12 protein-coding genes are annotated in these 13,105 nt (G+C 36.2%); 3 read left to right on the top strand and 9 right to left on the bottom strand.

From position 1 onward, the window contains the following. Positions 1-128: 128 nt before the first annotated feature. The 6 genes from VBD025_RS17850 to VBD025_RS17875 form a co-directional block, all read right to left on the bottom strand. Positions 129-617 (bottom strand): DinB family protein, encoded by a 489-nt coding sequence (locus tag VBD025_RS17850; protein ID WP_430787971.1) that lies wholly within the window; start codon positions 615-617, stop codon positions 129-131. Positions 618-672: 55 nt separating this feature from the next. Then, positions 673-1,785 carry an ABC transporter permease gene (locus tag VBD025_RS17855; protein WP_430787973.1) on the bottom strand — a complete coding sequence of 371 codons (1,113 nt, stop codon included), beginning with the start codon at positions 1,783-1,785 and terminating at the stop codon, positions 673-675. After that, positions 1,782-3,047, bottom strand: coding sequence for an ABC transporter permease (locus tag VBD025_RS17860; RefSeq protein WP_430787975.1), 1,266 nt, complete (start codon positions 3,045-3,047; stop codon positions 1,782-1,784). The genes VBD025_RS17855 and VBD025_RS17860 overlap by 4 nt, the downstream gene beginning before the upstream one ends. A gap of 11 nt (positions 3,048-3,058) precedes the next feature. Next, positions 3,059-3,991, bottom strand: a complete 933-nt coding sequence (locus VBD025_RS17865) for an ABC transporter ATP-binding protein (protein ID WP_430787977.1) — start codon at positions 3,989-3,991, stop codon at positions 3,059-3,061. Positions 3,992-4,135: 144 nt separating this feature from the next. After that, a complete protein-coding gene (locus VBD025_RS17870; RefSeq protein WP_430791484.1) occupies positions 4,136-4,768 on the bottom strand; it encodes a response regulator transcription factor in 633 nt (210 codons plus the stop codon). Next, positions 4,768-5,865 (bottom strand): sensor histidine kinase, encoded by a 1,098-nt coding sequence (locus tag VBD025_RS17875; RefSeq protein WP_430787979.1) that lies wholly within the window; start codon positions 5,863-5,865, stop codon positions 4,768-4,770. Before VBD025_RS17875 ends, VBD025_RS17870 begins: the two co-directional genes overlap by 1 nt. A gap of 97 nt (positions 5,866-5,962) precedes the next feature. Here VBD025_RS17875 and VBD025_RS17880 point away from each other — a divergent pair, with 97 nt between their 5' ends. Both VBD025_RS17880 and VBD025_RS17885 read left to right on the top strand, forming a co-directional pair. Then, complete coding sequence (locus VBD025_RS17880; protein ID WP_430787981.1) at positions 5,963-7,066, top strand: SDR family oxidoreductase; 1,104 nt, start codon at positions 5,963-5,965, stop codon at positions 7,064-7,066. A 726-nt stretch (positions 7,067-7,792) separates the two neighbouring features. Next, the gene (locus VBD025_RS17885; RefSeq protein ID WP_430787983.1) at positions 7,793-8,728 is read left to right on the top strand and encodes an NADP-dependent oxidoreductase; all 936 of its coding nucleotides are present in this window, start codon (positions 7,793-7,795) and stop codon (positions 8,726-8,728) included. A 181-nt stretch (positions 8,729-8,909) separates the two neighbouring features. Here VBD025_RS17885 and VBD025_RS17890 read toward each other — a convergent pair whose 3' ends face one another. Then, positions 8,910-9,425, bottom strand: a complete 516-nt coding sequence (locus VBD025_RS17890; protein WP_430787985.1) for a DNA-deoxyinosine glycosylase — start codon at positions 9,423-9,425, stop codon at positions 8,910-8,912. 174 nt (positions 9,426-9,599) lie between these two features. On the opposite strand from VBD025_RS17890, the gene VBD025_RS17895 reads away from it, so the two are divergent. Beyond that, the gene (locus tag VBD025_RS17895) at positions 9,600-10,949 is read left to right on the top strand and encodes an IS1182 family transposase (RefSeq protein WP_430791358.1); all 1,350 of its coding nucleotides are present in this window, start codon (positions 9,600-9,602) and stop codon (positions 10,947-10,949) included. Between the two features lie 143 nt (positions 10,950-11,092). Here VBD025_RS17895 and VBD025_RS17900 read toward each other — a convergent pair whose 3' ends face one another. Together VBD025_RS17900 and VBD025_RS17905 are read right to left on the bottom strand one after the other, a co-directional pair. After that, the gene (locus VBD025_RS17900) at positions 11,093-11,245 is read right to left on the bottom strand and encodes a small acid-soluble spore protein P (protein ID WP_430787987.1); all 153 of its coding nucleotides are present in this window, start codon (positions 11,243-11,245) and stop codon (positions 11,093-11,095) included. 68 nt (positions 11,246-11,313) lie between these two features. Then, positions 11,314-12,747: an MDR family MFS transporter gene (locus tag VBD025_RS17905; protein ID WP_430787989.1), complete on the bottom strand. Its 1,434-nt coding sequence runs from the start codon at positions 12,745-12,747 to the stop codon at positions 11,314-11,316. Between the last annotated feature and the right edge of the window lie 358 nt (positions 12,748-13,105).

Here is a 13,105-nt window from a genome sequence, read left to right on the forward strand (position 1 = left end):
AGATCCCCCTTCTTCATGATGCTATATCTAGTATACAGGAAAGCATGGCTAATTTCTGCTTATATACCCCTGGTATTTCTTTACACTATAAAGCACATGGGTTCCTTGCGACTATTAAAATAGTGTAATTATAGACCAAGCTTTTCCTTTACTTCTTTAATTTGTAATATATGTCGCTTTTCGTGATATCCAACAAAAGGAATCCATTGTTTTAAACTCATTAGACCAAATACAGGATGGTTAAAACCTTTTGCTTCCAGTTCATCAGTATTCACATTTTCTGCGACCTTAATTAACCCCTGATGTGTAGCAGTCAGTTTCATTTTTAATTGTTCAAGTGTTGTAAATTCTTCATTCGGTACCGCAAAATCTGGCGCATCGACCTTTGTTGAACGATTAGTTGATGCTTCAATAGGCTTTAAACTCGGGTTAACCAAATCTCCTTTTTCCAATTGATTAATAATTGTTTTCGTAATAGCTGCTTCCATTAAAAATAAATGTTCCATAACCTGTTTAATTGACCACTGATTATCAGCAGGTTTTTTATTGATCTCCTCATCAGTCAAATTGTTTACTTCGCTATATAACTCTTCTCGTGCTTCTTCGTTTATGCGCATGGTACATCTCCTTTATAGTATGATTAATACCATTTTATCATGTTTAAAAAAATCGTCACACATGCCTTCTCTCCATTAAATGAATTCCTATACCAGTCATTACTACTCCCATTAAAATTAATATACTAACTGGGTAAAGCACATCACTTATTTGATACCCATATACAACCACGCCATTTAACATATCCATCCCATATGTGACTGGAGTAAACTTTGATAAAAGCTGCATGAATTTTGACTCTACTACTTCGAGCGGCCAATAAGCTCCGCCAATCATTGCCATACTGACAGCGATAATGGGAATTATTGCATTAAATTGCTGAACAGTTTTTACTACCCCAGTAATTAAAATCGCTAAAGCCACGATGGAAAATACATACGAACCTACCAGTATTAAAGATTCTATAAATCTACCGTTAAAATTTACTCCCACGAAGTATTTGAATACAAGAAATACAATACAAACCTGCAGATAGCCGGTTATAAAGCTGTAAATTAAATTAGCAACGTACATTTCCCATTTTTTTACTGGTGATAAAATCACTCTATCCCATACTCCGTCTTGTTTTTCCACTAAAATATTTAGTACGTTGTAGGCGACTGTATAGATAACAAAAAATAGTGTAAAGCCAAACAACGTTTGAAAGGTGTTATTCAAAATAACGGTATCTGATCCACGAAATCCTTCCGTACTCATTATAAAAGGCGGATTTTCTTTTGCGCTTTCTAGCTTTTTCTTCAATGACTCTTCTGCTTCGAATGTTGTTGCATTTGCTTCCGAATAGATTAAATCCAGTTGTTCTACATTCATATATGCTTCATGGACAGTTTGCCGAACAAAATTAATAGTTGGCGATTCTATTCCTACAAATATCCGGAAGTCATTCTGCTCAAGAATTAAACCAAAATCTGCTTTTCCATTTGATACTTTCTGCTTCATTTCATCTTTTGTTAGCATTTGAAAATTGTATACGTCCGAATTTTCCAGTTGCCTCCAAACTTCTGATTCCTGCATGTTATCGTCTTCTAGATAAACGGGAACGTTGATAACATTCGACGTACTTCCACCTAAAATAAATGCGAATCCAATTGACATTAAGGTCATGACTAAAAAGGGCCACGGACTGCGTACAAAAAGTCTGATTTTAGCTAGTAAAATTCCAATCATAACGTATAACCCCTTTTTGGGAAACTTAGACCCGCAATAATTACTAATACTAAGGCAAATAAAGAGAGAAAGAAGAATTGGTCTAAAATCACAGGGATATCATCGCCCCGTAAAAGTGCTAAATAGGCTGACATCCCAGCACCATTCGGAGTTAGGTTTCCAATTGATTGAATGATTTTTGAGAAATCACCAATCGGAAAGAAGCTTCCTCCCAAAAATGCGATAATCGAAACTACTACTGAAGAAAAATAATTTGTAATGATCTCTGAATTTATGCGAAAACTGATAGCTGTCAAAAGTACAGATAGTCCACCAACAGCTATCGCTAAGCCAAAGGTTACAATAAAAAACCCCAACAAATTAGGCCATCCAATTCCAAATAAAATCCATGAGGCGCCGAAAACTATCAGCAGATGTAAAAATCCGAAAATAACCCCTGAAATGAAAATACCGCTAAAATATACCCACCTTGAAATATTAGCTAGTATAACACGGTTAAAAACATGAATTTTTTTCTCCTGAAAGGCAAAAGATCCAATCATAGATGCAACAAAAAGCACATTCATTACTGCCATACCTACCGCATAATAGTCCCGGGCGGAAATAGGTTTCTTCTGGTCAATGGTAGTCGATTCACCTAAAATGGCATTTGTATCCACTTGAATTGCCTCACTGCTTAATCCATTTTCCACTGAGAAACTCAATAGTGCTAATTGTTGCTGGAATTGCTCAACAATTTCACTGATTACCGTCGCACCAACTTGTTTACCTTCATTCTTATACAGTTTTAATTCTCCAGCTTCATCCTGGTTTAGTATGGCGTTCTGTAAAGTGTTATACGTGAAATTTTCCGGGATTTCTAATACGGCAGCATATGAATCATCCTTTAAAATTGCTTCTTTTTCCGATTCCGCTACTGTTTCAAGTGTGATTATTTCTTTAAGTCCTTCACTTCCTACTATATCCTTTAACGATTCTATTAGTTTGTATTGCTCTGCGTTATTCTTTATAGCAAACTGTATTTCTTCAGGTATTTGACTTTTTTCTACATCCTGCAAAAATTTTTCAACTTGATCAGCTTCATTTCCATGTTCAATAATAACTACTTTTGCATCCAATGAAACAGACCCGCCATTCATTAAATTACCAAGGGATGCACCTAATATCGCACTTAAAATAATCGGTAAGCCTATTAACAACAATAATAATTGAGGATTACGCAGAAATATAAATAATTGTTTTTTAATAATTTGTAATATCAACTTTATCCCTCCTAGTCCCTCAGTGCCCGCCCGGTAAGATGCAGAAAAACATCCTCAAGAGTGGAAGTTTGGATGTCCACCGACTGCAGTACAATTTCTGTTTCTTCAGCAAGCTTTAGAATACTGCTGAAAATATTCAATTCTGAAGGAACAATCACGCTAACTTCTTTCTCTTTAGTTGTTACACGGCTAATTCTTGGGTCGTGCTGAAGAGATTGTATAAACGCATCATTTAATCGTTCTGCTTTAATTAGAATAGTCTTTTCAGAGGATAAAATTTGTTTAATTTCTTCCTTCGTTCCTGAAGCTATCAGATTTCCTTTATCCATAATGTAAATCCGATCACAAAGAAATTCCACTTCTTCCATGTAATGACTGGTATACAATATAGTCATCTGCTTTTCTTTGTTTAGTCGTTTAACTGTTTCCAAAATATAATTTCTGGACTGAGGATCAATCCCAACAGTAGGTTCATCCATGATGAGTAAATCAGGATTATGCAACAGAGCTACACCGATATTTAACCGTCGTTTCATACCACCTGAGAATTTTTTAGCAACACCTTTTCGATGCTCAGTCAGACCAACTAAATCTAAGACTTCTTCTATCTTTCTTTTTAAATCAGTGCCCTTCAAGCGGTAGATTCTCCCAAAGAACTGAAGGTTTTCTTCAGCGGTCAAATCCGGATAAATTGCGATCTCCTGCGGCACCATTCCTATCACGTTCCGAAGAGGTGCGGGACTTTTAATGATACTGCTGTTATTGAATCTGACATCTCCTGTAGTGGGTTCAATTAATGATGAAAGCATTGAAATTGCAGTGGACTTACCTGCTCCATTAGGACCTAGCAATCCGACAATTTCACCTTTCTCAATGAACATATTTAAATTTTTCACTGCGTAAAGCTGTTTGTACCTCTTTGAAATATCTACTAATTCAAGCATTTTCCAGCCTCCTCTAATCCCATTTTACGATACATCACATCGTCAGAATACTGTCTAAAGTCACTTTATCACACGATAAAACGTGACTTGAGTCATTAGAAAAGCGCCCTCGGTTAAAGGACGCAATTGTACACATTTTTTTATTCACTCAATATCATGCTTCACAGCGTAAATAGCCAACTGAGTACGATCTCTTAAGCCTGTTTTTTGTAGAATCTGGGTTAGATGATTTTTCACAGTACCTACAGATAAAAAGAGTTTCTCAGCTATTTCTCTGTTAGCCAGGCCTTCTCCTACCAGTTTTGTGATCATCAACTCTCGGGAGGATAAACTATATTCAACTGGTTGCAGCTTACTTTGCTGCAAAAGTCGTGGCATTACCTTTGCTGCAACTTCATCGTTAAGTACTAAACCACCACTCATACAACTGTAGACTGCATCCAATAATTTAGCTGACTCAGCAGTTTTTAGCAGAAAACCATTTGCTCCTTCTTTTAACGCCTCTAAAGCGTACTCATCATCATTAAAAGTAGTCAATATAAGTATCTTCACCTCGGGCCACCGGTTTTTGATTATCCTTGTTGCTTCAATACCATTCATTACTGGCATTCTAACATCCATAATGACAAAATCGATTAAATGGTTTTCTAAAATATCCAGTGCTTCCTTTCCATTATTTGCTTCGTATTTTACTGTAATGGACGTATCCTGTTCTAATATAACTTTTAATCCCTGTCTCACAATTACCTGGTCCTCCACCAGCAAAACTTTCCACATCATAAACGCTCCTCACTCGGAATTGTTCCACTTACTACAAATTTCTTTTCTGTTTGATAAACATCTAATTTTCCATTCACCTGTAATACTCTTTCATTCATGTTACGTAAACCAAAGCCAAGTTTGTAATCTTTCTCTTCGAACTGACGGTTTGATATCTCAAATGAAATATTTCCATTTGCTGTTTTCCCTAATACAATATGTACTTCTCTTGCTTGTGCATGCCGCATCGCATTGGTAAGCGCCTCTTGTATTGTTCTGTAGAGTACGACGCTTTTTTCATTTGAAAGCGTAAGGGACAATACTCCTTGTTTCATGGTAAATTGAACGAGTATATGACTTTCCGCCTCCAGTTTCCGGATTAAGTGAACAACAGTCGATATACCTTCATACTCTTCCGTTTTCAATGCTTTAACTGCTTCTCTAGTCTCTGAAAGACTATCATTGGCCATTTTCTTTAAATCATGAAAAACAACATCAGGATTTTGTATGTCCAGCATTTCCAACTTCATAATTAAAGCTGTTAACCGATGTCCGACCGAATCATGAATGTCTCGTGCAATTTTTGTACGTTCTTCTATCCTGGCAGCTTCCTCTGTACGTAAATTCAGTCTCTTTAATTGACGGTATTCACTACTGAGTTTATCGTATATCTCTCCAACCTCTTTTCGTTCCATAATCATCTGATTGATAACCACGATAAGAAAATACATAAATAAAGTGAAAATAATGGCCCCAACCCTCATGGTATCCGCATCAACACTAATAAGAACGGTGAGAATTAAGTTTACTGATAAATAGATGTACAAATGCCTAGTGTTCAGATTATATGCTGCGGTTATCGCTAAGAAAACAAGTAAAAAAACCGAAAACATATTGTACGTTTCTACTATGAGAACTTGATGTATGCCAACAGCCGCTGAAATTCCAATATATAAAAGTAATGGAGTTTTCCTAGTCGATAACAAAAAAAATAATGCAAAAACTAATGCTGAGAATAACAGACTGTAGGGCAATGCTTCTGGGTCAACTGATGTGATAGTCATAGCAATAATGAGCAGGCTCAAAAGAACGAAATTAAACCAAAATCGTTTCATAAAAGAACATCATCCTAGTATTAAAATAATAACCACTACTATATTAGTAATCTTTCAATTATAATAATACCAAATAGTTACACAATTAGGGGGCGTTATGGTGAATTATAATTTATTTATTACTGGATATCCGGGGTTCCTTGCTTCTAGTTTAATTCAGCAGCTGGTCAACGATCATAAAAACGAAATCAAGCATATTAATCTACTCGTATTACCCTCACAAGAAATGGATGCAAAAAATAATTTAACAGGTTTCATTACTAAACATGATTTACCCGAAAACTTGTTTTCCATAATAAAAGGGGACATTACAAAACCTGATCTCAATTTATCACCTGTTATCAATCGTGCCTTAAAGAATTCTGTTACCCACGTATTTCACCTGGCTGCCATTTATGATTTAGCAGTTCCACAAGAAATCGCGCAAACCGTGAATGTGAATGGAACGATTAATGTGAATTACTGGACGGAAAATTTGTTAAACCTCAAACGCTACATCTATTTTAGTACGGCATACGTATCGGGAAGGCGTGAAGGGAAAATTTTTGAAAGTGATTTAGTTATGGAACAATCTTTCCGGAATCAATATGAAAAGACTAAATATGAAGCAGAGGTGTTGGTCGAAAAATTAAAAACTGTTATACCAACAACTATTATTCGACCGGGAGTTGTTAAAGGACATTCGAAAACTGGAGAAACAATCAAGTTTGACGGCATCTATTTCATACTTAATTTTATGGAACATCTAAAGTTTCTGCCTGTTATCCCCTATCTTGGTGAAGGGGAAGCGGAAGGCAATTTTGTACCTTCAGATTATGTACTAAAAGCAACAAGCTATCTATCAATGAAATCTGTTGGGGAAGGTAAAACGTATCATTTAACTGACCCAAATCCATATACGATGCGAGAAATACATAAGATCATTGCTGAGCGCTATCTTAACAAAACGCCAAGCGGACAACTTCCACTTTCACTCGCAAAACAATCCTTATCATTATCATTTGTTCGAAAGTGGCTGCAAGTTGAAAAAGAAGCTATGGATTACTTCTCTATTCATTCTTCTTATGATAGTTCAAAAGCTGTTGAGGATTTAGAGGGAACAGGTATAACGTGCCCTGATTTGAAGGATACAATTGAACCCATGATCAGTTTTTATCAAAAGTATAAACATGATCGAAGTAAACACATTTCTATTAAATAACGTAATTCTAATTAGCTTTTCAAATTTACTGATTTCTGTGAACATTGTACCATTTTTTTCCTATTACAACATTTATTAAAAATGATATTGTATAATGGTGAGGACAGGTCCGTCCAGGTGGACTTCAAAAGTAGATGCAAGAGATAAAATTCTCTTACATTGGCGGCTTAACCCCTTAAGGAAAGGGGATGAAGCGTGTGATACCAATTGACAAAGCTCTTGAGTTGATGCTGATGTTTTCGACGCTTGTGTTGTTGATTGTGAACAGCAAAGAAAAAAAGTAATTCCCCGTTTTTGACTGGACAATTACTTTTTTCAAATCCCAATATTTGAAGCCGTCACACCTGCGGAAATCTGTCTGGGTCGTAAGTTGCAGCTTACGGCCCCCCTTTTCCGCCTCACTTTTTTATTCTATTCCTTCCCTTATAAAAAAACAACTGCATACTTCACTAATTTTCAGTCAAGAACAACCTGCAAATTATATTCATATCAAGGTATTTCATAATTCCCTTACGCATAAAAAATTATTTTTTCACTATCATTATACTATAAAAATTCACACTTTTCAGCAACATTCGACAATTATTGCGTTTTTTAACTAGCTTTTTTGTGGTTTAAACAAATTATTAGGAAAATCCTATCTAGTGCTTTACCATTTTACATATGGTTACGTTTTAAACGTTACCCTTTTTCAACTCAGTATACACAGAAAGTAGGTAATTAAAAATGAAAGCAATTGTCATTGAAGAATATGGCTCACTTAATAAGCTAACAGAAAAAGAAGTAAGCGTTCCTGAAATAAACGACAATCAAGTATTAATTGAAGTTCATGCAACATCAATTAACCCGATTGACTGGAAGTTACGTGAGGGGTATCTAAAAGAAAACCTTCCACTTGAATTCCCAATTACATTAGGATGGGATGTTGCCGGTATTATAAGTGAAGTAGGTTCAGCCGTAACCAATTTCCAAATTGGTGATCGCGTATTTGCAAGACCAGCACTTACCAGAGAAGGCACGTATGCAGAGTATACAGCAGTCGATGAGGAGCTGCTGGCGAAAATGCCAGAAAACTTATCGTTTGAAGAAGCTTCCTCTGTACCGTTAGCTGGGCTGACTGCTTGGCAATGTCTTGTTGATTTTTCTGAAATAAAAGAGGATGACAAAGTATTAATTCATGCCGGATCCGGCGGAGTGGGAACCTTTGCAATTCAAATTGCCAAAAGCTTCGGAGCACACGTTGCATCTACTGCCAGCGGTAAAAATGAAGAATTCTTAAAGGAACTTGGCGTAGATACTTTTATTAATTATGAAGAAGAAGATTTTGTAAACGTTCTAAAAGACTACGATATTGTATTAGATACACTTGGTGGAGAAGTTCAGGAGAAAAGCTTTCAAGTATTGAAAGAAGGCGGCAAACTAGTATCAATTGTACAACCGCCAGATGAGAAAGCTGCCCAGTCAAAAAATCTAAAAGCAGGTTTTCACTGGTTGGAACCAGATGGCAAACAACTTGCTGAGCTTGGTAATTTAATCAAAAAAGAACAAGTTAAACCGATTGTTGACCATACCTTTCCGTTAAGTCAAGAAGGTTTACAGGATGCTCACAAATTAAGTGAAACACATCATGCCAAAGGGAAAATAGTCATTAAAGTAAAATAATCATTAGAAAACTTGGTGTCTCGTCTCGCCTAGCCTTAATGGCGAAAGACTTAGTTTCACTTATGCAGTAAGAAAGGATTTATACTTTCTTATCTGCTTAAAAAATGCCTGGAGAATTCTCCAGGCATTTTTCTTTTTAGAATAATAATGTGTAATTTGAGATACTACAGAAACCATTTCATTACGCATCATCCAGATAATCCATTATTTGGCTCCAGGCTTTGACTTTTCCAGAAAACGACTTTGTATATTTACCCGGAATTGGACTAGTTGAAGGAAGTTTAAGAACCGTGATATCATGCTCTTTACTCACATATCCATTTCTCTTTAATATTTGAAACGATTTAGTGCCATTACAAGCAATAGCACGGATGGTGGGATTCTTCTCCAAAAGGCCAGTGATGTCATTTGGTTCTTCCATAGTAATATTGCTGTCAAGACTTCCCTCTCTATAACAAGAACCTATAACGTCCCAAAGAATGAGATGATTTTGTTTGATAAAACTGATCTTTTCCTGATAATCATTTATTGGTTTTTTAGTGAACAGTTCAAATAGAATATCCCAAAAGTGGTTACGAGGATTCCCATAGTACTCTTGGCTTTTCAATGAAAGTGAACTTGGCATGGAACCGACAATTAAAACCTTGGGTTCCTCAGAAATTATTGGCGGTAAACCTACAAGCTTTTTATCCTTCATTTCATTATCCCCCTATTTTTCACACTCCATTTTAAAGCATAACATAATAAAAAAGACAGTTAAAAACTGTCTTCAGGCTGTCGAGAAACTCTCTCGGCAGTCTATTTTTTTTGATTCACTTTATCCCTTTACCGCGTTAATTTGTTATAATATAAGTAACTTAAATAGGCGGTGATCAATGTGTTTCATACTCGAAATAGTACTCAAAGTGAAGTAGAATTTGTTTCCATTGAAGAGCTTGTACCACAAAACCATCTCCTTCGGAAAATTGACAAGTATATTGATTTTAGTTTTATCGTAGATAAAGTAAAACCTTATTATAGCGAAGTAAACGGTCGTCCTTCTTTAGATCCTCTTATATTATTCAAGATGATGTTCATCGGATATTTTTATGGAATTCGTTCCGAACGTCAATTGGAAAAAGAGATTCAAATGAACATTGCTTATCGTTGGTTTCTTGGCTTACGGTTAAGTGACTCAGTTCCTCATCATTCTACGATTAGTTGGAATCGACGTACTCGGTTTAAGGATACAGATATTTTCCAAGAAATATTCGATGAGATTGTGCTTCAAGCTATGAACCATCGAATGGTTGGTGGAAGGGTGTTGTTTACTGACTCAACTCACCTAAAAGCCAATGCAAATAAACATAAATTCACAAAAGAAACTGTTGAAGTGGAAACTCGAGACTACATAGAAGATCTAAACGAAGCAATCGAAGATGATCGAGAGGAACACGGAAAAAAGCCGTTAAAAAAACGGGAGGAAGTGAAAAAAACAAAAGATATTCGTAAAAGCACAACGGATCCCGATAGTGGATTCATGTCTCGGGATCAAAAACAGGAAATGTTTTGTTACCTTGATCACCGCACGACAGATATGAAATTTAATATTATTACCGATGCGTTTGTCACACCAGGAAACTTTCACGATTCTCGCCCCTATCTTAGTCGTTTAGATCGTCAAATTAAGCGATTTGGTTTTAATGTTGAGGCTGTTGCGTTGGATTCGGGGTATCTAACGACACCTATTTGTAAAGGCATATCAGATCGAAATATTTTTGGTGTAATAGCACATAGAAGATATCATCCAACAAAAGGTTTGTTTCCAAAATGGAAATTTGAATATAATAAAGCACAAGATCGTTACGTTTGTCCGAATGGAGAGGTATTGCCTTACAGTACAACAAGTCGAGGTGGATACAGAGAGTACAAATCAAACCCTCAAAATTGTGTAATGTGTCCTCTACTAGATCAATGTACACGGTCAAAAAACCATCAAAAGGTGATTACGCGGCACGTCTGGGAGGACCATAAAGAAAAAATACGACAGAATCGGCTTTCCCCTTCGGGGAAAATGCTATATAAATTTAGAAAAGAAAAAGTAGAGCGAAGCTTTGCAGATTCCAAACAACTGCATGGGCTTCGCTACTGCAGGTTACGAGGATTGCACAATGCTGGTGAACAAGTATTACTCACCGCAGCGTGCCAAAACATGAAGAAGATTGCCACACACCTAGCCTAGCTTGGCTAGGTGTGTGGGAGTCTATTTTCACCCAAATAATCTTTGCATTTTATGATATTTTTTCAATAAAAATAGGATGTAGAGAAAAAAACACCTACTTTCTCTACATCCTGAAGACAGTTAAAAACTGTCTTTTTTAAAACTTACATATCATGGGACGTATTCTTATTTTGCCTTGAGTGATTTTTATTTTTAACTTTGTGTGAGCCACTTAAAGGTTCACCGTACGGCTGATTTGGGCTTTTTGGTAAGTTTGGTTCGTCCTTCTGCTTCGGACCTTTTGGCTTTCCTGACATTTATTAAAACTCCTTTCCATTTGCAACTAGCTTTTGAAAAGAAATTGATATTATACATAAATTTTATTTCAACCATTTTCTTCAGCACGTGCCATTGCCTCTCGCTCTTGTGCTGGTGTTGTACTTTTTATAAGAAATGACAATACTAAAGCAATAAATGATATACCAGTTGTAACATAAAACGCAATGTTTACTCCATGTATTGCCCCGCTAGTCTCACCATTATCCAATGCTGCAGCAGTCATTACCGTAATGAGAATTGCAGTTCCAATAGATGCTGCAACTTGACGCATCGTGTTGTTCATCGCAGATCCATGGGGAATAAGTCTGTTTGGTAATTGATTAAGACCAGCAGTTGTAGCAGGCATCATAACCATTGAGATACCAAGCATCCTAATGGCAAAAACAATCGTTAAATAGGTTAATGATGTAGTTGCCGTTAAATCAGTAAAGAGAAAAGTAGTAACCGTAACAATTGTCATTCCTATTATAACTAACCAGCGCGCCCCAATTCTATCAAAAATTCTCCCCGTAATTGGAGACATAAATCCCATTAATAATGCGCCAGGCATAATCATTATTCCAGATTCAAGTGCAGTGAATCCAGCCATGTTCTGCATGTATATTGGCAAAATAGTTTCCGCACCAATAAGCGCAATGAATGCAACCATCCCTATTATGGTTGTAATGGTGAAGACTTTGTATTTAAACACGCGAAATTCTAAGATAGGCTGTTTAAGCTTAAATTGCCGTGTTATAAAACTGGCCAGTGAAATCGAACCAATAATTAAGGATGCGATGACATAAATACTTGACCATCCGTAATTCCCTGCACTGCTGAATCCATACAACAGCCCACCGAAGCCAATTGTGGATAGAACAATTGATAAATAATCTACCTTAGGAAATGTTCTGGTTGTCACGTTTTTCATGACAAAATAGGCGATTACAATATCGATTATTGCGATTGGAAGAATTATGTAAAATAAATATCTCCATGGATAATGCTGTATTACCCAACCTGAAAGAGTTGGTCCAATTGCAGGCGCGAATGATATGACAAGACCAACCATTCCCATTGCAGATCCGCGTTTTTCAACTGGAAAAATCAAAATAAATATAGTCATCATCAACGGGAGCATAATACCTGCCCCAGCAGCCTGAATAATTCTTCCTATCATTAACACTGCGAAATTTGGTGAAAGCGCACAAACAAGCGTACCAACAGAAAATACAGCCATAGCTGTCAAGAACAATCTGCGAGTAGTAAATGTTTCAATTAAAAATGCTGTGATTGGTATCATAATACCATTTACCAGCATGAAAATAGTTGTAACCCACTGAGCAGTATTCTCAGTTAAATTTAAATCTTCCATAATGTGTGGAATTGCTGTAGCTAGTAATAGCTGGTTTAAAATAGCGACAAATGCGCCAGTTAGAAGCACCGCAACAATAGGAGTTTTATTTATAGTTTTGATATTTTCTGTTTGTTGATTCTTCATTTTCTTCATCTCCTTATTGTGCTCTTTTGATTGTATATATTCTCTACATGATAAGAATTATATGGAAATTATAGTTATACTGTCAACGATGAGAGCTTAAGCATAGAAAAATAAACATACTAATTAACTAACTCAACTTTCGCAGACTGAAAAATGCAGGTGCTCAAAAACATTAGACTTAGCCCGCAATCTGATGTAGTAGTTTTTCAATATCTCTATACTGTGAATTAACTTTCGGATTACTTCTATAGCTGTACAGAATCATTCCGAAGGAAATTAAAAAAGTTACATGAAGTACAAATTAAGAGGATCTGCGATCGCATCATCGAATTCACTTCGCTTTCCGTGGGCACGGCTT

The organism is Virgibacillus flavescens, assembly GCF_050574275.1.
GTDB lineage: Bacteria > Bacillota > Bacilli > Bacillales > Amphibacillaceae > Virgibacillus_F > Virgibacillus_F flavescens.